This is a genomic window from Phormidium sp. FACHB-592 (assembly GCF_014695795.1).
GTDB lineage: Bacteria > Cyanobacteriota > Cyanobacteriia > Leptolyngbyales > Leptolyngbyaceae > Stenomitos.
The window spans coordinates 79,922-104,663 of the sequence record NZ_JACJOZ010000047.1; the positions used below are offsets into that span (position 1 = coordinate 79,922).

The following is a 24,742-nucleotide window of genomic DNA, read 5'->3' on the forward strand; positions in this document are numbered from 1 at the left end:
ATTAAAACGGTCTTATAACGATCGAGAAATACAGCCCGTTCTCCTGCAATGTGTTTTTTGCACCACTGATGTCAGTAAGTGGTATGCCCCAGTCCAGGCGAGCCGTCAGGCGATCGCTATATTGCAACCGCAGCCCCAAACCAACCGCTAAGAGCGTTCTTGGGTCGGGATTGGGTGCGTTTCCCAGGTTCCAGGCGGTGCCGAGATCAATAAAGGGGGTCAGTTGCAACAGGCTATTTAATTTAGGTAGGCGCAGAATGGGAAAGCGCACTTCTGCTGAAGTAAACAGACCGTTATCAGTCAGCAGTGCATCTTGACGATAGCCACGCACACTGTCTTGACCACCCAAACCAAACTGTTCCAGTGGTAGCATCGGTCGGTCTGCCAGTTGTAAGTCGCCGCGCACCAACAGCAAGGTATCGGGAGCTAGCAGCCGCACCCACTGCCCTTGTCCACGCCATGCAAAGAAGCGGCTATCGGGGGAGTCAGGGTTAATAGTGGCGCTGAGAGCGTTTAGCCCGACGGTGAACTGGGAGCGGAGTGCAATCACTTCTGTACCACTGCGCCAGGTTGCTTCCTGAAAAAAACGCAGGGCAGTAAGGCGTGTTTTGCCATCGGGATCAGCTCCCAACGCTGGAAAGGGAATGAGTCCATCCAACAGCGTGGCTTCACTTTGGCGATGGGTGGCGGTAATGCCAACTGCCAGTTCGCGGGTAGGCGTTTGGACGAGCGGCTGGCGAAACGCGAGTTCATAATAGCGGGCTTTGGACTCAATCTCGAGCACATCAAAGGGTGGCTCAATAATCGAGCTGGCAGCGCTGCCATAATTGAGACTCAGAGTGCCATTGCGCGGATTGAGCGGCAGTACATAGCCCAAATCGATCGCGTTACTGCCATTTGTGTTGGTGTAGGAAGCACTCAGCCGATCGCCCAAACCTATAGTGTTTCCCTGACTAATCTGAATTTGGCGACGATTAGTTCCTACGCTAGGCGCACGTGCATTATCAAAAGTAAGCTGCGAGTTCAAAGAACGAGCTTCTGTTACTTGTACCGACAGCACACTCTCGCCGGGACGGGTGCCAGCAGAGAGTTCTGCCGAAAGGGATTGCAGCAGTGGATCAAGCTGGAGCAGCTGTAAGGCTGTTAGTAGTCGATCACGGTTCAGCGGTGCGCCTGTTGCGATTGCCAGCCGCGATCGCACGTAGTTTGGGCTGAGTCGGCGGGTACCTGAAACGGTGATGGTCTCCAACTTACCTTCAATGACCCGAATGGTCACGACTCCACGCTGAAGCGTTTGTGGTGGCACATAGGCTCCAGACGTAATGTAGCCCTTGTCAAGATAAAGCTGCGTAATGGCAGACCGAAGCTGAAACAATTCGACGATCGCGAGTGGACGCTTAGTAAACGGTTCCGTAATTTTGGCAAACTCTGCTGCACTAAACACGGTGCTGCCAACAACCTCAAAGCGCTCGACCGTAATGGTCTCAAGCGTGTTTTCAAATGGCGCTGCTGGCTGTGAACCGGGTCGCGGCAGCAGCTGATCAGGGGGCGGTAAGGGTGCAGGGGTAGAAGCTGGAGGCGGTTGCGTAGACGGTGGCGACGGTTCTCGTGGTAGTTGTTGTGGCGCAGCGTTAGCAGGGATGCCTTGAGCGATTGTAAGCTGGCTCACTGGGGCAACCGTAGTTGACAGCACCGTTGGCGGATGAGGCTGTTTTGCAACCGTGGGTACAGTCAGCAAAAGCTGGGGCGATCGCTCTGGTTCCACATCCTGACCCTTCACAGGTTTTGCGGTAACAAGACTAACCGCAATTAGTACACTGCACCCAAGCTGGAACGTTGTAGAAGCACTCTGCATAGAACCAGTAAGCCACGACATCTATATACCCAGGAGTGACAAGACTTAGAACTTTTTGAAGGGCAAAACGTCTTAAATTTTTCTACAAAAAATATCTCCTTCATCATCTCATGTGAGGTGAATGGCAGAATGCTGTGTTTCAGGATACTGTGCTTCGATCGTCCCTTCGGCTTCGTTAGCGATCGCTTTTAAGCGGTCTAGCATTTTAGGATCAGGCTGTGACCATAAGCCGCGCTGGTTCGCCTCTAGCAGTCGTTCTGCCATGTCGCGCAGTGCCCAGGGGTTACTTTTTTGGATGAAGTTCTGCACGGCTGGGTCAAAGACGTACGCCGCTGCAACGCCTTCGTACATGAAGTCTTCAACGCAGTGAGTGGTGGCATCATAGGCAAACAAATAATCAAGTGTCGCTGCCATTTCAAACGCACCTTTATAGCCATGACGCATTGCACCCTCAATCCATTTAGGATTGACCACTCTAGAACGGTAAACACGGGCAATTTCTTCACTCAGTTTACGGACTTTAGGCTGTGCGGTACGGGAATGATCGCCAAAGTAGATTTCTGGAGAAGTTTTTGATACAGAGCGTACTGCCGCTGTTAAGCCACCTTGAAACTGATAGTAATCGTCTGAATCGAGTAAATCATGTTCACGGTTGTCCTGGTTTTGCAACACAATTTGCATGGTGCCGAGTCTTTGAGTAAAGGCTTCAGGGGCTGATTTCCCTTCGGCGTTGCGGGTGTAAGCGTAAGCACTCCAGTTAATGTAGGCGCGGGCTAAATCATCGTCGCTTTCCCAGTTTTGCGCTTCAATTAAGCCTTGTAGTCCGGCTCCGTAAGCACTGGGTTTGGAGCCGAAAATGCGGTAGCGCGATCGTGTGGCTGCCTGTTCTGCCATCAGTCCTTCAACTTCCCAGCGCAAGGTTTCCTGCTGCACTTGAGCGGCAAGGGGATTTTGGTCAGCAGGTTCGTTGAGATTTGCTACAGCGTTCACGGCGCTATCAAAAAGGTCGATCAAATTAGGAAATGCATCGCGGAAGAAGCCAGAAATCCGCAGGGTTACGTCTACTCGTGGACGACCCAAAAAGGATAGGGGCAGAATCTCGAAATCAATGACCCGTCGTGAGACGCCATCCCAGACAGGCTGTACGCCTAGCAAGGCGAGTGCTTCTGCCAGATCATCGCCACCGGTTCGCATGGTTGAGGTTCCCCAGATGGATAGTCCTAAGGTTTTGGGGTATTCGCCGTGTTCCTGAGTATATCGTTCTATCAGGGTTTCGGCAGCTTTGCGTCCGATGTCCCAAGCGGTTTCAGTGGGGATGGCGCGAATGTCTACAGAGTAAAAGTTGCGTCCGGTAGGCAATACTTCTGGTCGCCCACGAGTGGGAGCACCGGAGGCACCACTGGGGATGTAGTGTCCGTTTAAGCCGCGTAGGAGGTTGATGATTTCTTGATCGGTTTGGCGGAGGGCGGGGAGGAGGCGATCGCGCACCCAAAGCAATTCTTGTTGCGTTTGCTGCCCAATGGTGTGTTGCGGACAGAGATCGTATGCAGGCACTGTTAGTTCGGTTTCAGGCTCTCTCCGGGGGACTTCCCCTCGGTCCCCCGCCATGTGGGGGACCGAGGGGAAGTCCCCTGAATAGGAAGTCTTAGGTAGAGAGACAGGAGCGATCGAAGGGGGTTTAGCGTTTGTAACTAAAGCTATTGGATGAGTAAGAAGTGCTTCGACAAGGGTGGCAGCATGGGTTTCAATGACTTCGACAGCATCGCCAATGATGCGGCAAGTTTGGAGAGCGGGATGCTGAGTGGGTTCTAAAACATCGCCTAATGTAGCGGTGAGTGGATCAAAGTCGAGTTGCCAATCTTGGGCGATCGCGCGGGTTAAACCAAGACGATTGGCGTTGGGATTACGAGCGATCGCAACGATTAAGTCGCGCAGTTGTCGCCCATCAGGACATTGCCCAAAAATATGCAGACCATCGCGAATTTGAGCTTCTTTAAGTTCACATAAGTAGCCATCAGCAGCAGTTAAAACCTTAGTAATAGCCTCATCAGACAACTCAGTTTCAATGCCCAAATCCTTGTGAAGATTTTCCTGCTGGATGAGTTGCATGAGGCGATCGCGAATCAAACTAACTCGTGCTGGATCAAGCGTTTGGGCTTCATAATACTCATCAATCAAGCCTTCTAACTGATGCAAACTACCGTATAACTCAGCGCGGGTCATCGGTGGCGTCAGATGATCCAGAATGACTGCTTGCGATCGACGTTTTGCCTGAGAACCTTCACCCGGATCGTTCACGATGAAGGGATAGAAATGTGGCATGGCACCAAAAACCGCTTCGGGATAGCAATTTTCTGATAGCGCCACGCTTTTCCCTGGTAGCCATTCTAAATTGCCATGTTTACCTACATGAACAACAGCATTGGCACCAAAGTGAGCGTTTACCCAGTGATAAAACACCAGATACGAATGGGTCGGTTCTAAGTCAGGCGCATGATAGTTAAGAGTGGGATCACGATCGTATCCACGCGCTGGTTGAATGCCAACAAACACATTGCCAAATTGCATACCTGCAATCGGAAAGGCATCTGTTTCAGGAGGCTTACCCCAACGATTTTGAATGCCTGTTTGCACTGGCAGCGGCAGTGTTTGAAAGTGAGCTTGATAATCCTTCAATGGTAAGGCTTGGCTGACCGATCGTAGATCTAAGCTTTCTGGATCATTTGTGATTCCAGCCGCAAGCAGTTGCATCAGATCATCACTGGTTTCAGGCAACTCCGGCACGGTATAACCAGCATTCTGAAGCGCTTTCAAGATTTCTAAGCAGCTTGCTGGCGTATCTAAACCCACTCCATTGGCTAACCGTCCATCACGGTTGGGATAGTTCGCGAGAATAAGCGCAATTTTTCGTTTTGCGATCGGAGTTTGACACAATTTCACCCAATTAGAAGCCAATGCTGCGACAAATTCAATACGCGATCGCTCTGGTTCATAAACCACTACATCCGTTTGCAAAAGTGCATTTTGAGTCTGCACTGTTTTGAAAGAAACGGCTCGCGTAATGATTCTGCCATCCACTTCTGGCAAGGCAACATTCATTGCCATATCTCGAGGCGTTAATCCTTGTACACCTGCTTCCCAAGCCTCACGAGTACCACCACTAAAAATGACCTGAAAAACAGGCACATTCAACGTCTGCCATAAATCAACTTTAGGCGTATCAGTTTCTAAACTCGCCAACGAAAAGCTAGTCGTGTTCAGCAAAACGTCAACATTCTGGCTGCAATAGCACTTAAGTTCTGCCTGTACGTCCGGCTCTTTAAGTGACGAAACAAAAATGGGTACAGGCGTTAAATCCCGCCTAATTAATGCCTCACAAAGAGCATCGATCGCTGCTGTATTACCTGCCAAATAATGCGCCCGATAAAAGACGATCGCCACGCCCCGCGTTTTTTTTCCATCTTTTTCATGACTCAACACTGCAACAGGCTTTTCTAACGCCGTCTCCCCAGAAACTTCAGCATTTAATAGATCACCCTCAAGCCATACCTGCTTTTCACCACAACCCTCCTGTTCGGGGGGTTTGGGGGAGTTAGGACCCCAAGCGGCGGGGGACCGGGGGGAAGTCCCCCGGAGAGGGCTTTCATTGAAGCCACAACAATCTGTATGAACAGTAGCCTCCGCCAAAGACGTGCCAGAGGGTCTATAAAGCCCAACACGCGGTACTGATTGCGGCGGCTTGTAGTCGATCGCCTGCTGCAAAAACTCCGCCGCAACAAACCTCAGTAGATTCTGATAATTCTCACTGCTCGCCTCAATAAAGTACTGCCACACCTGATTGACCAGCGCCAGCGAAACAGAAGAATGACTGGTCAGCGTTGGATCAGGACGTTCATCACCAGGAATAAAAATGAGCGCGGCACCCGTTTCTTTCGCCGTTTGCTCAACTACATCTAACCCATAGCTCCAGTAAGACTGCCCGCCAATCAAGCGCACAATAATGACTGTTGCGTTGGCTAAAACATCTTCCGCATATGTGTCGATCGTCAACTGCTGCTGAAGTTGCAGCAAATTCACTACACGTAACGACGGAAAGCCTGCGGGTAGTTGGGCAACAGCAACAGCAAGCGTTTGAATATCAGTATCCGCAGCGGTAATCACGACGATCGGCGCGGGCTGTTGTTCAACAAAAATCACGCCATCTGAGGATGGATTCCAGCCTCCCGGCAAAGTAGCAAGACGATGCATTAGCGTTTAACAAGTAACGATAGCGGACAGTGGCTACCATTATTGCAGTTGAACTACGCGTTTACCGTCGCGATGTGTTACTCCACAGCAACCTACATCTGCAAAGAGAAGGTATAATATAGAGATGTATGGGGCTGTAACGGTTTCGACGTTTTGGCGAACAATACAGTGTGATTCAGGCTGAGAGCGAGCTAACTCTCATAAATCAATGGCTCAAACAACGTACATGCGAACAACATTGTACCCTTTGCTCGTAAGCAAGCACTAGTTGCTGCCTAACAACCTCTAACCGGTTCGAGCGTTTGTCATACAGACTCCGTTAAGTATGACAGACAACCCCCAACGGATGCTCTAGGAAGCTTTCTCTGGTAGGCTTTCTAGCTAAGAAATTATCAGAGAATCCCACCGTCCGGGATAATGGATGGTTCCCGCTTTGAGGATTAGAGAAGCTAAGCCTGTGAACGAACGGTGTACCAATACCCAGGGCGGACACGGGTTCGACTCCCGTCAGCTCCACTTAAAACCGATCAAGTAAAAGTAATCTTCTACTCGGTTCAGCTTTTTTCCTAGCTTCGCGCTTCAATACTATTACAAGTTGCCTGGATTGCTTTTTGGCAGCAAGGTTGCTGTGCAAGCTCGCTCAACCAGATGTGCCCTGACTAGATATACCCCTGATTCAGCCAATCATTTAAGCCTAAGTTCTAACTTGAGAGACAATAAGGCTGCGCGCTCGACGAAGCAGGCAGCTTGTTTGGTGTCAACTTAGTCGATCAAGCCTACTGAAAGACCAACTAAGGCGCTTACTTTACCTTGGGCAAACCCCTTCAGCTAAATGATTGCAGCGAAGCGATCAGTAGTCTGCGATCGCTCTTGATTGCTGGCTCCGGACGGTGACAGGCAAATTACTATACCTTTCGAACCATAGTTAGTACAATTGTTCGAACACGATTGTCTTCAATTCTCACTGCTAACTGAACGCATTCATCATGGAAATTCTCTCGGTTAGCCTTAAGAACTTCAAGTCGCACAGCGATCGCCACTTTACTTTTCAGCCAGGAACCAACGCTATCTGTGGCGAAAATGGTGCGGGGAAGACAAGCATTCTAGAAGCGATCGCCTGGGCACTGTTCGACTATGCTGGCGACTACAACAAAGAGGATTTAGTGCGGAATGGGGCTGCGAGTGCTCAAGTGCGAGTTGCCTTTATCTCTAGCCGCGACGGACGTACTTACGAAGTCCAGCGTTGCACCAGCAAAAGCTATACACTTTACGATCCCCAGCTTGATGAGCGCCTCCCTTACAGCCGCATCAAAGAAGAAGTCATACCCTGGCTGCGCGAACATTTGGGCGTAGCCCCAGGAACCGATTTGAGCCAGCTCTTTTCCAGCACGATCGGCGTACCACAAGGAACCTTTGCCGTTGACTTTCTGCTGACGAAGGAGAAGCGCAAGCCGATTTTTGACAAGATCTTAAAGGTTGAAGAATATCAGCAAAGCTGGAAAAAGCTAGGTGATCTAGAAAAGTACGCGAAGGGTCAGGTAGAAGGCCTAGAACAGGAAATTGCTCACTATGACGACGACTTAACAGCATTGACACCGCTACTGCAAAAGCGCCAGGAGCAAAGCGAAGACGTTAAACGAGTCCAAACAGAGCTTGAGCAAGTACAAGTAGCATTGGCGCAATGGCAGCACGAGCAGTCACAACTCAGCACACAGGCAACTCAGCTCCAACAGTTTGATAGCCAATTAGAAAAGCTTGTCGCTCGCATCCAGACTGAAACAGCATTAGTTGAACGATTGCGCCTTGATTTGCAAGAAGCGGAAAAAGCGGTGGCAATCTGCACAGCTAATCGCGAGGCGTTTCAGGCGTATGGACTCGCAGAAAAAGCGCTTAATGAATTAGAACAGCAGCAGCGATCGGAACGCCAACTTCAGCAAAAGCGACAACAGAATCAAGAGCAGTTGCGCGATCGTCAAACGAAGCTGGCAACCCTGAACCATCAACTCGATCGTCTTCAGCAAGCAAGAGCCGAAATAATCCAACTGGAGCCATTAATTGGACAACAGCAGCAGCTAGAACAATCCTTACAAAGTCTTAATCAGCAGCTTCAGGAGTGTGTCAATTGGCAGCGAAGCCTGAAAGACCAGGAAAAACGGCTTGCTCAGGTACAAACCCGCGTGACTCAAATTGATCAAAATATTAGCCGGATTCAGGCACTAAAAGCCCAGGTGCAGCAGATTCCACACCTGGAGCAACAGCAGCAACGCTACCAGCAACAACTGAGTCGCATTGCCGCCGCCGCTCAGTTTGAAGCAGACTTACGGCAACTGCTGGAGCAGTCAGCAGCAAAAGGCGATCGTTACCTCACTCAAGTTGCTCAAGCCAAAGCAACGCTAAAAGATCTACAGCAAACCGTGCCACTGTGGAGCGAGCCGCTGGAACTCGCACTCACAACGCTTCAAAGTAGCGTGCATTGGCAAGAGCACCTGATGACAGCGCTGCAAGACATTCTCAAAGATTTAGCAGAGCAAACATCGGAAACCCGCCTGGAGCAGCAATTACAGAAATTACAAGCAGATTTAAAGATTGCTCGTCAGCAACAGGTTGAATTTTCCAGCCTGGACCGTCTGCTGAACGATCGAGAGCAGTTAATCGAAGAGGCGATCGCGCTCCAAGCCAGCTTGACCGAACTGCACACTCAACTGGCAGGCGAACCGCTTTTGAAGAAGCAACACATACGGCTAGGTCAAGAGCTTGACGTTCTAGGCGATCCCCGCGGTCGTTGTCGTCTTCAGCAACAGGAACTTCAGCAAGAGCCTGACTTGCAAGTAAAAATTCAGGCATTGCAGAACTCTTTGACAATCGATCAGCGGGCGATCACTACGCTTGATCAACAGCTCGCCGCGTTTGCTGACCTAGCAGAAACGCTACAAAAGCAGCAAGCCTTACGAGAGCAACACCGCGCTGCACATCAGGAATACTTAGAGCATCAAAAACTGGCAAACAGCCGACGTGAGCGCGATCAGCTCTTACAGACTGCGATCGTGCAACTGCAAACCTTAGAGCAAGACGCAAAAGCTATGAGTGCTGAACGCGATCGCCTGAATGAAACCTTTGATGCAGCGCGTTTTCAAACTGTACAAACGGCTTACCAGGAGACGAAAGAACAGAGTATTGCGCTGAATGCCAGTCTGCCAGACAAACTCAAGTATCTAACCGATCTAGACCAACAGCTAATACGCCTAGAAACGATCCAGACTAAGCGATCACAGGCTCAAGGGTTAGTAGAACAAAAGCGAAAGACCCAGCGCTTTGTTAAGTTTGCCCGTGATGCCTACAAGAAAGCAGGACCCCGTATCACAGAACGCTATGTGCAAAACATTTCCCGCGAAGCCGATCGCCTGTTTCGTGAATTGCTCAATCGTCCTAATGTAGGGCTAGAGTGGACTCGGGAGTACGAGATCCTGGTACAAGAAGGTGCTCACACTCGCCGCTTTATCAACCTTTCTGGTGGTGAACAGATGTGTGCAGCGTTAGCAGTGCGATTAGCGCTACTCAAAGTGTTGGCAGATATTGATATCGCCTTCTTTGATGAACCAACAACGAATATGGACAAACCTCGACGTGATCATTTAGCAGAGGCGATCGCCAACATCAAAACCTTCCGTCAACTCTTTGTGATCAGCCACGACGACACCTTCGAGAAGGTGACTGAAAACATCATCTTAGTGGAGCGGGAAGCTTAGGAGCTTTCCAAGCAAAAATATACCGTTAGGTAGAAGCAGCTTCACCAGAGAGCCAATCTTTAACTGCCAATCTGGTTATTAAAGCTGCCCTTACGGCTCAGTTAGCTTAATCAAAATCTTTTTGGCGGAGCATTGGTGCAAAAGCTATCCACTGTCTCAAAAACCAGTTACTTGCTGCTTGAGAGTTAACCATGTAATCTCGATACTAAGACAGTGAGCAAAGTCATGCCAATTAGAACCATGCTCACCACTTAGCTTCCTTTTTACTTAGCTTTCGTCTGCTTTTGAAAATCGGCTTTGCAGACGTCTAAAATGCGTTGATCATTCTCACTAACATTGCTGATGCGCTCAAATCCTTGTAGACCAAGGTTAGAAAAAGCTGGGTTGCCTTGTGAAGCCACATTTGAGTTACGCTCTAAGGCAATTTCAAAGGGATTGGTCGTGCGATCGTAGCTATTAACTACAGTTAACGCCAGTTGGTCGTTCTGAAACTTGCCAGACGCACAGTCGAACGACGAGCGTGGCATATACAGCGCCCCAACTACATTTCCTTGCTTCGACTCAAAAACAAAGTATCCCTGACCAACCTGATCGGGCTGCGTCGATTGCCCATACAGGTAAACACCATCAGGTAGAGCTTGCTTGGCAGCAGCTTGGGGCTTGTTGGATGCTTCAGTATTCGCAATTGCAGGTAGCAATCCAGCACCAAGAAGACCAACAGTTAACGATAAACCTGCTAGAATACGACGGGCGCGACAAGCCTGAGAGAACCACGGCGAGATAACGGTAGTAATTGGGTTTCGCATCGTATTTCTCCTCTGGAACTAAACGAAAAGCTGCCTTGTAAAGTGCCGTCCCGGCACCAGGGATGTTTCACTGGGGTGATGAAGATGGATACAAACCCGCTAGCGCTGATTCCGAAACATATAAACAGGTTATAGAGAATTCATCTTTTTAACCTCATCCCTCTGACTCACCTAAGTGGATGAATTTGCGCCACTTTTGGTAGAGATGTAAGACAGGTGTCAATTACCTTAGATCATGCGTTTCGGGTAGCTGTCTTTGCCTCTTAAACGTTGCTCAAACTGCCGACGGCGGAAACAAGCAACAGATAAAAACAAAGCTCCATGAACAAGCAGAACACTCCTGCTCAGTGTTAACGGCTCAAAACCGCGCAGCGCGCAAAACAGCTTTGAAGCTATTGTCTTCTCTCCAATCCCGATATAACCATCAAATCATTATTCGCAGGCTGAAACAATTACGTTAAGTGACAGTTCCACAACTGTTTAGTGTTGGGCTGCGTTGGGTACTATGCAGATGGTTGGTCGTGATCATCTACTCATACAAAGCGATCTATCTGAGCGATCGTAGCCGCCGCGATCGACAGTACCATTTTTGTAAGTCTCTGCCTGCTGTAAGGGTGATTACAACGGTCACAGCTTTGTTGTGCCTGCGGATAACTTGGCTTAAAGCTCTACCGTTTCTTCACTTGCCCTCCTCCAGATTTGGCAGCTCACATGACGGATTTTCCCTTTAACTTCAAAGGCATGATCAGAAACGGTCGCCGCCTGTTGACGCTGACCCTCAAACATCCTGCGCTGCTGACTAGCATTATTGTGACAGGCTTAGTTTTTGGCGTGCGTGAAGTGAGCGGACTCCAGTCACTAGAGTTATTGGCGTTCGACCAGATGATTCGACTACGCCCTAGCGCTGGTGCTGATCCCAGGTTGCTGGTAGTGAATATTACTGAAGATGACATTCGATCGCAAAACCGTTGGCCCATCTCAGATCAAGTCATTGCCCAACTGCTAGCAAAGCTGGATCAATACAAGCCAAAAGTGATTGGGTTAGATCTGTATCGTGATGTGCCTCAGCAGCCAGGGCACGCAACCTTGCTGAAACAGTTGCAGTCTAGCAACGTTACAACAGTGATGCTGCTGGGCGATGAAGATACTGGCAGTGTGCCACCGCCACCTGGAGTCGCACGCGATCGCGTTGGTTTCAGTGATTTTGTTATTGACCCCGATGCAGTCATACGGCGCAATCTACTTTTTGTCACTGCGAAAAACGAAAAATATTACTCGTTTGCCCTCCGATCAAGCCTTCAGTATCTGGCAGACAAACAGCTACCGTTTCGCTTTGACGCAAAGGCATTGCACATTGGCACAGCCATTTTTCCAGCGCTCGACAAACGTGCTGGCAACTATCAGGCGCTCGACGATCGTGGCTATCAGGTGTTGCTGAATTACCGCGGCAATACTGTGGCACAACAGGTCACGTTGACGCAGGTGCTGAAAGACGAACTACAGCCAGAGTGGGTGAAAGACAAACTCGTGCTGATTGGCACAACAGCCCCTAGCGGCAAAGATTTATTCTTAACGCCTTACAACTTAACGGCAACGCAACAAAACCCCAAAACGCCTGGAGTCTTGATTCATGCACAAATGGTGAGTCAAATCCTGGGTCAAGTCTTAGATGGCAGAGCCTTGCTATGGTACTGGTCGGAACCAGGCGAAATTGCTTGGGTATGGGTTTGGTCAATGGTGGGCGGCATCCTGGCATGGCGGTTTCGGCATCCTGGTGCGTTGGCATTTGCTATAGCAGTAGCTAGCGGCGGTTTATACTGCCTTTGTTTTGGTATTTTGTTGCAGTCAGGCTGGGTGCCAGTGGTGCCAGCCGCGATCGCCCTTGGGCTGGCAACGCTGGGTATTGTAGCGTATCGGCTGCTGCACGATGCGTTTCATGATGCACTGACAGGCTTACCAAACCGCGCTCTGTTTATCAAACAACTTCAGTGGGTCATTCAACACCATCACCCCTTTAGTCGAAGGTTTGGGTCATCAGACGCGCCCTCGATCGCCGTTTTGTTTGTGGGCTTAGACGGCTTCAAAGCCATTAACGACAGCTTTGGGCATCGCCTAGGTGATCAGCTTCTAGTGACCACCACCGATCGACTTAAAGCCTGCCTGCATCCTACCGATCAGTTTGCACGGGTCGGCGGCGACGAATTTGCAATCTTACGACGCAACGTGCAAGATCCAGCCGAAGTAACGCACCTAGCAGATCAACTGCAACGGCAAATGACACTGCCCATCCAGCTTGATGGGCAAGACGTATTCAGCACCGCCAGCATTGGGATTGTGCTCGGACGCTCCAACTCAAACTATGCGCCTGAAGACATCCTGCGTGATGCCCACACTGCCATGCACCGCGCGAAAGCATCAGGCAAGGCTCGCCATGAGGTTTTTGTGGCCGGAATGCGCGTGCAGGTAATGACGCGCCTCCAGCTTGAAACCGATCTGCGACGTGCGATCGAGCGACAGGAATTCCGCCTGCACTACCAACCGCTCATTTCCCTACAAACAGGCAAAATTGCTGGCTTTGAGGCGTTAGTTCGCTGGCAACATCCCGATCGTGGATTGGTACCGCCTAACGATTTCATCCCAGTAGCAGAAGAAACTGAGCTAATCATTCCAATGGGGAAATGGATTACTCATGAAGCCTGCCGTCAGCTAAAAATCTGGCAAGAACAATTTCCGCAAGAGCAACCGTTGCTCGTCAGTGTTAACCTGTCAGGCAAGCAGTTCTCACAGCTAAATCTAGTGGAGCAAATTGAACAAACGTTGCAAGAGACGGGACTAAGTGGTCATAGCCTGAAGCTCGAAATTACCGAAAGCATTGCTATGACTGATGTGGAGTCTACGATCGCCCTCCTCCAACGGCTCAAAGCACTCCATCTACAACTCAGCATTGATGACTTTGGTACAGGCTATTCATCATTGAGCTATTTGCATCGCTTCCCGACCAACACCATCAAGGTTGATCGTTCCTTTGTGAGCCGCATGGGCGATGAAAGTGAGGACTCTCAAATTGTCCAGACCATCATTCTTTTGGGGCACAACCTGAGTATGGATATTGTGGCAGAAGGCGTGGAAACAGCCGAACAGCTTGCCAGCTTACGCACACTGAAATGTGAGTACGGTCAGGGCTTTTTCTTCTCTAAACCGCTTGTGGTAGAAGCCGCAACCGCTCTATTAAAAAGCGATCCGCAATGGTGAGTGTGCAGCATGAGAAACATCACGGTGAAACAACTGCTTGCAACTGTGTAGAGAGTAGCGATCGAGCCACACGTTCTGAGAGGTCAAGATGGTTGAACAAGCTTCTGAACGTCAACTTATTTTAGTGACGGGTCCAGCACGATCAGGCAAGAGTGAGTGGGCAGAGACTCTGGCAGTTCGCTCTGGCAGGTCTGTACTCTATATTGCCACGTCTCAACGAGATCCATCTGATCGCGAATGGCAAGACCGTATTGACCAGCATTGCCAACGCCGCCCGCCTACCTGGACAACAGTCGAAACTCCGATCGCCTTGGCAGAAACCATTCACATGGCTCCCTTAAACAGTTGCCTGCTCGTTGATTCCTTAGGCACATGGCTAGCAAATTTACTTGATCAAGACGACGCCACTTGGAGCAAAACGTTGGCTAGCTTACTAGACAGTTTGCACCATACAACCAGTAGCATCATCTTTGTAGCAGAAGAAACTGGCTGGGGAGTTGTGCCTGTCTACCCAATGGGTCGCTTGTTTCGCGATCGCCTCGGCATTCTTACCCGTCAACTAGGCGCGATCGCTCATCCTGTTTACCTCGTGACAGGTGGACATGTCCTGAACCTTAGCAGCCTCGGCACGCCGCTGCATCAAGCCCTAGAGCTGACGCAGTGAAGAAGCTTAACCTGAGCTACAGCTTTAAACTAATGAGATGCGAGTTCAGACAAAGTAGCATAGAGCTATTAGGCTAGCTACCCTGGTGATACACACCCTGAGCGAAAGCAATTCGCGGCTTCTGAATGTAGGAAGACTAAGGCTTCAGTGAACTAATACAAAACTTTTTAGCCCTCTAAATTTGATCTTTTAATTTGACACTATGGCATCCGAACAACACGTCAGGCAGTATCTTGCTTACTGGTTTCAGTTAGGCAAGCCAGTTCTAATCAACGGTGGTAGGTTGCGCGTCTTGCCTCGTCCAATCATTCAGGGCGATCGCTATAGCCCAGAATTTGAAGCGTGTTGGCAGCAGGTCTGTTCGCCAGCGTCGGGGGATTGTTACCTGGAAGGCACGGAGCAGACGATCGCCGAACTCCTGAGTCCTGCCTGGGATGTTGATCCCTGTTCACGTTGTGCCATGCCGGTGCCGGTAAAAGTTCAAGGCGTTGCTGCGTTGGAATGCCCCTGTGTCGATCTTCCAGGATGGCCCAACACCGAACTGCCATCTCCACGTGCGCCTATCCAAAGCCAGACAAGGATGGGGCAACTGCGCGATCGCCTCCGCCAGTCTCACGGCGAATAAGGCCGTTCCACCCAGTACAGAATACTCAGTACAGACTAAACGGTTGCCATTGCGGCGGCGTTTCGCCGAGGAATCTCGTACGTCCAGAAATCAGAAGCCATCTCTGTGTTGGGAAAAATAGAGCGGGCTTCTGCAAGTAGATCTTTGAGTTCGATCGCATTACCAGGTGCATAACGTGGGCTGAAATGGGTCATAATCAGCCGCTTTACTTGTGCTGCCAGAGCGACTTGGGCTGCCATTGTCGAGGTTGAATGCAACCGTTGATATGCCAAGTCAGCATCCTGATGGGCAAATGTGGCTTCATGAATCAACACATCTGCATCCTGTGCTAACTCGATCGAAGTTTCGCAAAAAACTGTATCTGTACAATACGCCAGCTTGCGTCCCTGTTCTGTCTGCCCGCACAAGTCTGCCCCGTTCACCGATCTCCCGTCAGGTAACGTGATGACTTCGCCGCGCTTCAGCTTGCCATAGAGCGGTCCCGACGGAATGCCCAATGCAGCAGCTTGCTTAACATCGAAATGCCCAGGACGATCTTTTTCAGTAATCCGATAGCCAAACGCAGGCACGCGATGCTTGAGTAACCCACAGCTCACCGTAAACTCGCTGTCTTCATAAACAACACCGGGACGTACAGTATGGACCTTCACCGGATAGGAGAAATGCGTTTGCGAATACCGCCGACAGGCTTTGAGATACTCATCCAGGTCAGGTGGCCCATAAATATCGACACGCTGAACGTTGCCTGCCAAACCACAACTTGCTAGTAACCCCATCAACCCATAAATATGATCCCCATGCATATGAGTCACAAAAATACGGGTTAACTGACTGCTCTTAATCTCGCTGCGCAAAAGCTGATGTTGCGTGCCTTCACCACAATCAAACAACCAAAACTCTGCCCGTTGAGGTAAGCGAACCGCTACGCTAGAAACATTGCGCGATCGCGTCGGCACACCAGAACTGGTTCCAAGGAATGTAATCTGCAAAACGTAGCGTTCCAAACGGGTTTCCTTCCTGAACCTATACTGACACAGGCGAAGGAAATAAGGGCTTGACAACAGCGCTTGAGCGACAAATCTGATTTAATAAACGTTACAAAGCATCGAAAACACAAGATACAAGGTGAGGCACGAAAGTTGCGCGTTCAACTACAGCATATCTGGCATAAGTAGGGAACATCAAAGCTCAAAAAACTGACTCCATACAAAGCAATTTGACGTATATTAAGCGTCGTTGCCCCATACTTCAGACAGCGTGTAACGAGCCTGACGTAGGATATAGCCTATATTTTGCTGTCTGCGATCGTATTGCCACGACTACCTAGCCCCTTAACGCCTGAACCTGTAAGGATTCTGAAAATGTCATCGAAACGCTTCCCCTTTTCACTCTCTCAAATGAGAATGTTGACACAATTAAATGGACGTAGTTGGTGGTTAGGCATTCTTGTCTGGATGGCAGCGTTTTCTTTAGTTGAAAGCGCCAGCAGTCGTGCCGCTCAAGCCGCATTAGAGCTACGAGTAGCGATCGCCGATGGTGTGAGCCAAATTGCTGTTGGCAGTTCAACAAAAGCGATCGTGCGTGACAGCAATGGGCGTCCACTGGGTGAGATTGCACCAATGAATGCTTTCATTGCCCAACCCAAACAAGGCAGCGTCAGTCTTGATCGCTGGCAGTCTAGTCAACTGTGGGTCGAGCCTACAGGCGGCGGCTATGTGTATATTGGCGATCGTTGGTATCGCGGTCGTACAGCCGTTGTGCCTAGCAAAAGTGGACTTACGGCTGTTAACTATGTAGACCTAGAACACTATCTCTACAGCGTCTTGGGTGGCGAAATGAACGGCAATTGGCCCCAAGAAGCACTGAAAGCGCAGGCAGTTGCAGCCCGCTCCTATGCGCTATATCATCGCCAAAAATCAAATAACGGCATTTACGATGTAGTAGACACAACGGCTTCGCAAGTCTACCGAGGTATCCGAGATGAATCAACGGGTACTCAAGCAGCGGTTAATGCTACAGCCGAACAAGTGCTCATTTCGGGTGGTCAGATTGTTGAAGCAGTTTTTCATTCGTCAGCAGGCGGCTGCACCGAAAATTCTGAAAATGTTTGGCTAAATCCGGTCCCTTACTTGAAATCGGTAAAAGAAAACTTTACCGAGGTTTCGCCCGTTGCTCAGTGGTCACTTGACGTTTCCCGCAGTGAATTGAGCAAGCGCATTTCTGGAGTCGGTAACGTCGTCTCATTTCAGCCTGTTGATATGACTCCCTGCGGACGCATCAAGACAATGCAAGTTGTGGGCGATCGCGGTAGCAAAAAACTAAGTGGTGAAGCACTACAACGTGCCCTTAACCTAAGAAGTACCCTCTTTAGCATCGTGCCTCAGCCTGCGCTAGAAGCAAGTAAGGGTAAAGCGCAGGCTTCCCCTACAACCTTTCAAGTGATTGGTCGCGGGTTTGGTCATGGGATCGGCTTAAGTCAGTGGGGTGCCTACAACTTGGCTCAAGGTGGCAACAACTATCAGCAAATCTTGAAACTTTATTACCAGAACACAGAGCTGGCAAAAATTCAGGTCAAGTAGGGTCGTATTTCCAACCGATTGTTTTCTTTCGTAGAACCTTCACTGCGAGGGTTCTATGTTCTGCTCTGACATTTAGCTTGTACACTGTGGACGCTCAACGACCGGACTTGGAATTGATTGTGCAACAGATTGGCGAAGCCGTCCTGGCGACGATCGAAACTGTCGATCGCCTCTCGCAACGGATGGATACATTGACCAATCAGGTACAGCAGCAGGGCTATCAACTGTTTGCGCTTAGTGATGCCGTACAAACCCTAACCGAAACCCAGCAGGAATCGCTCAAACGGCTCGATCGCTTAACCGACGCGTTAGAGCACCTAGTCACTGCTGTCGATCCCGCCGATCTGCCTCCATCCTAAGAGAGTTACCATCGCCTGTAGGAGCGCCAGTGCGATCGCCCTTTCCAAAAAACACCCACTGCAATAAGCGCTAATACCGTCATGCTAAATCCGGGCGCTCCCAAAATGATCCCTTTCTCTAACAAGAGCAGCAGGAAGACACACAGCACCAAGCCCCACAAACTGCCTGTACTGATGCTGGAACGGTCAATTCGCTCCAAAACGTAAACTGCTAAGGCTCCTAAACCAATTGGCAACCCAAGACTAATGATTAGAGAGAGCAGGGGCGACAGAAGCAGGCTAAGAAGACTCTCTAACGCAGGAGATTGAGCGGCATAGCGGCTTGCAAGTAGCAACAAAACATCGACTGGCAGTGCCAACAGCACGACAGCCACAAATGCTGCTTGAAACAGCGATCGCCAAGGCAATAATTTCAGCCGATCCAGCGGTTTTCTCATAAAACGGATACGACTGGAAAGCTCCCAGCCTGCGCTCAATAGTGTGATTCTAGCCTCAGTTCAGCGCAGCAGCAAAAAGAGCCAATCAACTCAAGTCATGCTCAACTCTTCTCGTCCACCATCATGCGTCTCTAGTCCCCATCTAGAGACGCATCCTTCAAGTCATACCGCATTCCCTGTAGGGTTTGTTGCTGAACACGGCGCGAGGGGCGGCGATATTTTTTTGTTTCGAGCTTAGGTTCATACTGTTCGCCAGCCCGATCGCTTTTACGCTTCAGGGTTGATTCGCTATTACTAAGCTTATTTAACGCTTCCTGACGAACGATCGACTCCTCCAGAAAATGCAAATAATGCTCATAGCGTTCCCAATCGCCACGCACGGCACAGTTTGGCTCATCCTTGTGCAGGCAATTACTGAACTGGCAGCTTGCCATAGCTAAACGTGCCCGTGCTTCAGGGAAGTAGTTCGCTAAGTCTTCAGGCGCACAGTCTAAATCTGGTTGGTTAAATCCTGGTGTATCTGCCAGCAGCCCACCAGTGGGCAATTCAAACAGCTCAACATGGCGGGTAGTATGCCGTCCACGACCCAACTTCCCAGAAACGGACGCAACGCGCAGATCAGAACTAGGTACCAGCCGATTGATTAAGCTTGACTTGCCAACGCCGGAAGGACCCGACACAATGGTGATGCGATCGCCAAGCTGTGCTCCTAAATCAATCAGCCCCAATGTCTGATGCACACTAATCAAAAACGGCGTATAGCCCCATTGCTGCAAACGCTTTTGCCAATGCTCACGCTCATCAGCACTTGCAAGGTCACTCTTATTTAAGCAAAGACAAACCTGCAGCTGTGTCGTCTCCGCTTTAACCAGAAAGTGGCTTAGTTGATGCGGGTCTAGCGTCGGCTCAACCATTGCAAAGACCAGCAAAAGTTGATCAGCATTAGCGACCGGCGGACGATCCAACTCTGATCGCCGAGGCAACACCTGCGCGATCGCTCCTCGCCCTCCATCCCAGTCGGGTTCTACGACTTCTACACGATCGCCCACCATCACACGTTGCCCAATCTTTTTGAGGCGCGATCGACGAGTGCAAAGCAGCATCTGTGGCACGGGCAGTTTGCAAGTCGCCGCTGGCAAATCATCATTATCTGCTGACCGCTGAGCAGCATCAAGCTGCACATGATAGTAATTTGCCTGCACTGCCAGAACGATGCCCCAAAGTTGCATAGTGGGGTTCTTAGCTTCAGCCTTACTGTCAATGTTGAGATGGTCGTTCAAGTGAGAACTCATAACTCAACACTCATAACTCGTGTGAGAAAATTGCGTTACGACAAGTACCTTAACCTTAATCAAGGCTCTCCACGTTCTAGAACAGGTTGGCGAATCCGGATTGCAAAAAAGCCTAAACGTTCTTCAATCTGCTCAATGCTATACCCTTCCATAGTTAAGCTGTCGGGTACCTGCTCGATCGGCTCACCCGGATCAAGCCACACCTCTAAAAGTGTACCTGGCTGCATCTGATCAAGCTTTAACTTGGTGCGAACAAAGTTGATAGGGCAGGGTGTGCCGCGCAAATCGAGTTGGGCATCGGGAGTCGCAGAAAAGGATTGTGCTGGATTCATGCGCCAAACACCTTACCAAAGAACCCCTCAATGCCGCTTTTGCCAATGCGATCGCCCCGTAGTTTCGCTAGCTTTTCCAGCAACTCCCGCTCTTCCAAAGAAATTTTCGTCGGAATGTCGATCGAAATAGTGATGAGATGATCACCACGACTCACTGGATTGCCAAGCTTCGGTACGCCTTTACCTTCCAATGTCAGCACCTTACCAGACTGAGTTCCTGGCGGAATCAACAGTTCCTGAGGTTCATTATCGACCGTATTCACTTCTACACGAGAGCCAAGAATTGCTTGCACGTAACTGATTTTTAGCTCTGAGAGAATGTTGATACCCTCACGCTGAAACTCTGGATCTTCGTTGACAAATAGATAAACATAGAGATCACCAGATGGTCCGCTACGCTGTCCAGCATCGCCCTCGTTAGAGACGCGCAACCGAGTACCATTATCGACCCCAGCAGGAATATTGATCTTCAGCTTCTTTGTTTCCTGCCGCTGACCATTACCACCACAAACCTCGCACTTCTCTTCTACAACCTGCCCATTGCCAGAACAGGTTGGGCAGACAGATACTTGCGTGAAACTGCCAAAAGGTGTGCGGGTAGCACGACGCACTTGCCCCGCACCGCTACAGGTCGAACAAGTACGAGGACGTGTACCGGGTTTAGCACCCGAACCGCTACAAGTTGTGCAGGTTTCAAGGTGATTGATGCGGATTTCGCGCTCACCACCAAAAATTGCCTCACGGAATTCTAGCTTCAGGTCAAGCCGCAGGTCATCTCCCCGCATCGGACCACTGCGCCGCCGACTAGCCTGACCAGGTACACCACCACCAGAAAACCCGCTGAAGAAACTCTCGAAAATATCGGCAAACCCGCCCATATCGCCAAAGTCCTGGAAGCCTCCTCCAGCGGCTGAGCCAACACCTGCCTCACCAAACTGGTTGTAGCGGGCACGGGTTTCTGGTTCTGAGAGCACTTCGTAAGCACGATTAATCTCTTTAAAGCGCTCTTCAGCTCCGTCTTCTTTATTCACATCAGGATGATACCGACGTGCTAAACGACGATACGCCTGCTTAATATCCTCCTTGTCGGCGTCGCGCGAAACGCCAAGGATTTCGTAATAGTCACGAGCCATAGAATGCTGCTGCGAGGGGTAAAGAGTTTTTTAGAGCGGGGGGCTAAGTTCTGGGTCTAGAAGGTTGGCTTTAGACAGATTTTTCTACCATCACCTTCGATCAACCACTCCTATACCTTAACTAATCTACAGCCTCATAATCGGCTGTAACAGTAGCATCGTTTTCAAAGCTGTAATCATCCTCTGGATCAATTGCCTCGTTCGGGGAGCTAACGTGGGTAGCATCATCGTCCTCAGTGGCTTCAGTGCGCTGGTAAACCGAGGCACCAAGCGCAAATAGAGTTTCTTGCAGAGCATCCAGGCGTTGCTTGAAATCTTCTGGCGAAATCGTGGGATTAGCAACAGCGGCTCTCAAGTCCGTCACTTTTTCCAATGCCCGCGCTTTAAGGTCATCTGCAATGAATTCACCAGCATCGCGCAGTGTATCTTCATAGCTGTAGAACAAGCTGTCTGCTTGATTCTTAAACGCAACGAGTTTCTTGCGACGCTCATCTTCATCAGCGAAGAGTTCTGCCTCAAGACGAAGTCGCTCAATCTCACTGGAGCTTAAACCACCCGTGTTAGTGGTTGAAATGCTCTGCTCTCTACCTGTACCTTTATCAAGCGCAGCTACTTTAAGAATGCCGTTTGCGTCGATATCAAACGAAACTTCGATTTGAGGCACACCGCGCGGGGCTGGAGGAATGCCATTAAGTTGGAATTTACCCAGGCTCTTGTTGTCTTTTGCCATTGCTCGTTCGCCTTGAAGAGCATGGATTTCAACAGACGTTTGTCCATCCGTTGCTGTTGAGAACACTTGGGTCTTACTGGTAGGAATAGTCGTGTTGCGTTCAATAATTTTGGTAAAGACCTCACCCAGCGTTTCGATCCCCAAAGACAAAGGCGTTACATCAAGCAGCAGCAAATCTTTAACTTCGCCGCCTAAAACACCGCCTTGAATAGCAGCACCCAATGCGACCGCTTCATCCGGATTTACTGAACGATCCGGTGCTTTGTTGTTAAAGTGTTTGCGAATGGCATCTTGCACCGCTGGAATGCGAGTAGAGCCACCTACTAGCAAGATCCGATCGATGGCATCAATGGTTAAATCAGCATCTTTAAGTGCCTGCTCCGTTGGTTTAATGGTACCTTCTACCAAATGGCTGACCAATTCTTCAAACGTCGAGCGATTCAGCTCCATTTCTAGATGCTTGGGTCCTGTTTCATCAGCTGTAATAAACGGTAGATTGATCGAGGTTGTGAGTGTACCTGAGAGTTCGATCTTTGCTTTCTCAGCCGCCTCACGCAACCGTTGAAGCGCCATTTTGTCGATCGATAGATCAATGCCTTCCTGATCTTTAAAGCTAGTAATCATCCAGCGGACAATGCAATCGTCGAAGTCATCGCCACCCAGATGGTTGTTGCCTGATGTAGCTTTAACTTCAAAAACGCCATCGCCCATTTGGAGGATCGATACGTCGAAGGTGCCGCCGCCCAAGTCAAAGACCAAAATGCATTGATCTTGATCTTGCTTTTCCATACCGTAGGCAAGTGCAGCTGCCGTTGGCTCGTTGATAATCCGTAAGACTTCCAGCCCTGCGATCGTGCCAGCATCTTTAGTTGCCTGGCGTTGAGCATCGCTAAAGTAAGCAGGTACAGTGATTACAGCTTGCTGAACGGGTTCGCCCAAGTAATTCTCAGCGTCTTGCTTGAGCTTTTGCAGCACCATTGCTGAGACTTCTTGGGGAGTAAAGTTGCGCCCACGAATCTGGACATCGACCGTATCATCCTTGCCCTTAACGCAATTGTAAGGAACGCGCGATCGCTCCATTTCAGTGTCTTCCCAACGACGACCGATGAAGCGTTTGATGCTAAAAACGGTATTTTCAGCGTTAGTAACAGCTTGCCGCTTAGCAAGTTGACCAACGAGTCGATCGCCAGCTTTGCCAAAGCCAACCATGCTTGGTGTGGTTCGTCCGCCTTCTGAGTTGGAGATGACAATCGGTTGACCGCCTTCTAAAACAGCAACGCAGCTATTTGTCGTGCCCAGGTCGATACCAATGACTTTTCCCATAACAAGTGGCGGTAAGAATACGTGGGGTGGACGTGAGTGCTTGAAACTAGCACAGACAAAGAGTCAAGCTGATGTTCTTCAACGAAAACGGCATTCGCCTGTGCTGGTTTCAAGCATTCCCAAATTTAATTTGAAATTAAACGTATCAAGCAAAATTAGGTTTCTGCACCGCTCTGATCAGTCTCCTCAGAGGTTATCACGGGCTCTGGGGCAGCAGCAACTTTCACCAGCGCGTGGCGCAGCACACGTTCACCTAAGACATAGCCACGGACTAGTTCTTCCATCACTGTGCCTTCAGGGTGCTGATCGGTCGGCTCGCGCATGACAGCTTCATGAAGAGCTGGGTCAAACTCTTTGCCCTCAGAGCGCATTGGTGCCACCCCAATCCGTTTGAGGCAATCGACTAGTTGCTTGTAAACACTTTGATAACTTTTGTGAATTGTTGTTTCTTGCTCCGTTTGAGGCTTAATGTGCGATCGAGCGCGCTCAAAGTTATCAACTACTGGCAACAATTCATTAATCGTTGAGCATTTTACTTGTAGCTCCAGATCCTCTTTTTCTCGCTGAGTACGTTTGCGATAGTTATCAAAATCGGCAGCAATACGTACGTATTGACCAGTGCGCTCTTCTAGCTGCGCTCTCAAAAGATTGATTTCATTGTCCTTCTCTGCTGATGCAGCCGAACCACCTTGACTCGGAAGCGGTTCTTCATTCACGACGGTAGCCTGTGCGTTCTCGACAGGAATATCCGTCACGTCGCTATCGGTTAGGGTAGAGTCAATTGCAGGCTCTCCACCAAAGCCATCTGGAAGCGGGGCATCAACGGCATTCACCGAGGACTCTGACGTGCCAGATGTTGAACTTTGTGCACTCTCATGCTGATTCTCTTCATCAATCATTGCTGTTTCATCCCAATCCTCAAGACTGCTTGGTCGGCTACCAGACTTAATCCTATACGCTTTGAGAATGAAGCGATGGCAGAAATTCGTCTGAACGCCTCTAAATCTGCGTAGCGACACAAATGCTAGATGCCGCTTTGTGCCTCACATCGATACAAAGTATTGTATCGAGTCTAAAGTGAGTCAGATGCATTATGCAGCCTAATTACTCCGCGATCGCATGCGAACTCAAATGAAACACCTTGCAAACGTCTGACGAACTAGGCTGTAGGGGCTATGATTTTTACAAGTTAAAATTTGACATGGATCAGCCAGGTTAGGTAGCCGAGCCTAATGGTTTCATTTATATATGTTACGGCTAACTCACTTATGGCTTAGTCGATCGCGGTTTCCTCCCGGACTCTCACACAGCGACTTTAGTTATGCCATGTAGCTATAGGCGATGCGCGTAGACGGGTGGTA

16 protein-coding genes and 1 other RNA gene are annotated in these 24,742 nt (G+C 49.7%); 7 read left to right on the plus strand and 10 right to left on the minus strand.

Annotation, left to right across the window (positions count from 1 at the left end):
* Window position 1: 1 nt before the first annotated feature.
* Both H6F86_RS13505 and cobN read right to left on the minus strand, forming a co-directional pair.
* Complete coding sequence (locus H6F86_RS13505; RefSeq protein ID WP_190449154.1) at window positions 2–1,855, minus strand: ShlB/FhaC/HecB family hemolysin secretion/activation protein; 1,854 nt, start codon at window positions 1,853–1,855, stop codon at window positions 2–4.
* A gap of 108 nt (window positions 1,856–1,963) precedes the next feature.
* Entirely contained in the window at window positions 1,964–6,103 is a 4,140-nt protein-coding gene (gene cobN / locus H6F86_RS13510; protein WP_190449129.1) for a cobaltochelatase subunit CobN, read from the minus strand.
* Between the two features lie 130 nt (window positions 6,104–6,233).
* On the opposite strand from cobN, the gene ssrA reads away from it, so the two are divergent.
* Window positions 6,234–6,622: a transfer-messenger RNA gene (ssrA, locus tag H6F86_RS13515) on the plus strand.
* Between the two features lie 467 nt (window positions 6,623–7,089).
* Window positions 7,090–9,849 carry an SMC family ATPase gene (locus tag H6F86_RS13520; protein ID WP_190449130.1) on the plus strand — a complete coding sequence of 920 codons (2,760 nt, stop codon included), beginning with the start codon at window positions 7,090–7,092 and terminating at the stop codon, window positions 9,847–9,849.
* A gap of 263 nt (window positions 9,850–10,112) precedes the next feature.
* Here H6F86_RS13520 and H6F86_RS13525 read toward each other — a convergent pair whose 3' ends face one another.
* Entirely contained in the window at window positions 10,113–10,655 is a 543-nt protein-coding gene (locus H6F86_RS13525) for a hypothetical protein (RefSeq protein ID WP_190449131.1), read from the minus strand.
* 711 nt (window positions 10,656–11,366) lie between these two features.
* Here H6F86_RS13525 and H6F86_RS13530 point away from each other — a divergent pair.
* The 3 genes from H6F86_RS13530 to H6F86_RS13540 all read left to right on the plus strand — a co-directional run bounded on the left by H6F86_RS13530 (window position 11,367) and on the right by H6F86_RS13540 (window position 15,196).
* Window positions 11,367–13,907, plus strand: coding sequence for an EAL domain-containing protein (locus H6F86_RS13530; protein WP_242033511.1), 2,541 nt, complete (start codon window positions 11,367–11,369; stop codon window positions 13,905–13,907).
* A gap of 88 nt (window positions 13,908–13,995) precedes the next feature.
* The gene (gene cobU / locus H6F86_RS13535) at window positions 13,996–14,571 is read left to right on the plus strand and encodes a bifunctional adenosylcobinamide kinase/adenosylcobinamide-phosphate guanylyltransferase (protein WP_190449132.1); all 576 of its coding nucleotides are present in this window, start codon (window positions 13,996–13,998) and stop codon (window positions 14,569–14,571) included.
* 202 nt (window positions 14,572–14,773) lie between these two features.
* A complete protein-coding gene (locus H6F86_RS13540) occupies window positions 14,774–15,196 on the plus strand; it encodes a hypothetical protein (RefSeq protein WP_190449133.1) in 423 nt (140 codons plus the stop codon).
* A 35-nt stretch (window positions 15,197–15,231) separates the two neighbouring features.
* On the opposite strand, the gene H6F86_RS13545 is transcribed toward H6F86_RS13540, so the two are convergent.
* Window positions 15,232–16,185 (minus strand): ribonuclease Z, encoded by a 954-nt coding sequence (locus H6F86_RS13545; RefSeq protein WP_190449156.1) that lies wholly within the window; start codon window positions 16,183–16,185, stop codon window positions 15,232–15,234.
* A gap of 414 nt (window positions 16,186–16,599) precedes the next feature.
* Between H6F86_RS13545 and H6F86_RS13550 the strand changes: the two genes are divergently transcribed.
* The gene (locus H6F86_RS13550; protein WP_199322014.1) at window positions 16,600–17,775 is read left to right on the plus strand and encodes a SpoIID/LytB domain-containing protein; all 1,176 of its coding nucleotides are present in this window, start codon (window positions 16,600–16,602) and stop codon (window positions 17,773–17,775) included.
* 86 nt (window positions 17,776–17,861) lie between these two features.
* The gene (locus H6F86_RS13555; protein WP_190449135.1) at window positions 17,862–18,134 is read left to right on the plus strand and encodes a hypothetical protein; all 273 of its coding nucleotides are present in this window, start codon (window positions 17,862–17,864) and stop codon (window positions 18,132–18,134) included.
* Between the two features lie 5 nt (window positions 18,135–18,139).
* Here H6F86_RS13555 and H6F86_RS13560 read toward each other — a convergent pair whose 3' ends face one another.
* From H6F86_RS13560 to grpE, 6 genes are all read right to left on the minus strand, one after another.
* Complete coding sequence (locus tag H6F86_RS13560) at window positions 18,140–18,571, minus strand: peptide chain release factor 1 (RefSeq protein ID WP_190449136.1); 432 nt, start codon at window positions 18,569–18,571, stop codon at window positions 18,140–18,142.
* A 131-nt stretch (window positions 18,572–18,702) separates the two neighbouring features.
* Window positions 18,703–19,800 (minus strand): small ribosomal subunit biogenesis GTPase RsgA, encoded by a 1,098-nt coding sequence (gene rsgA / locus H6F86_RS13565; RefSeq protein WP_190449157.1) that lies wholly within the window; start codon window positions 19,798–19,800, stop codon window positions 18,703–18,705.
* Window positions 19,801–19,922: 122 nt separating this feature from the next.
* Window positions 19,923–20,195: a sulfurtransferase TusA family protein gene (locus tag H6F86_RS13570; RefSeq protein ID WP_190449137.1), complete on the minus strand. Its 273-nt coding sequence runs from the start codon at window positions 20,193–20,195 to the stop codon at window positions 19,923–19,925.
* Window positions 20,192–21,328, minus strand: a complete 1,137-nt coding sequence (gene dnaJ / locus H6F86_RS13575) for a molecular chaperone DnaJ (RefSeq protein ID WP_190449138.1) — start codon at window positions 21,326–21,328, stop codon at window positions 20,192–20,194. Before dnaJ ends, H6F86_RS13570 begins: the two co-directional genes overlap by 4 nt.
* 121 nt (window positions 21,329–21,449) lie before the next feature.
* On the minus strand, window positions 21,450–23,381 hold the full coding sequence (gene dnaK / locus H6F86_RS13580; protein WP_190449139.1) for a molecular chaperone DnaK: 1,932 nt from the start codon (window positions 23,379–23,381) through the stop codon (window positions 21,450–21,452).
* 155 nt (window positions 23,382–23,536) lie between these two features.
* Window positions 23,537–24,400, minus strand: coding sequence for a nucleotide exchange factor GrpE (grpE, locus tag H6F86_RS13585; protein ID WP_347240311.1), 864 nt, complete (start codon window positions 24,398–24,400; stop codon window positions 23,537–23,539).
* Window positions 24,401–24,742: the final 342 nt, after the last annotated feature.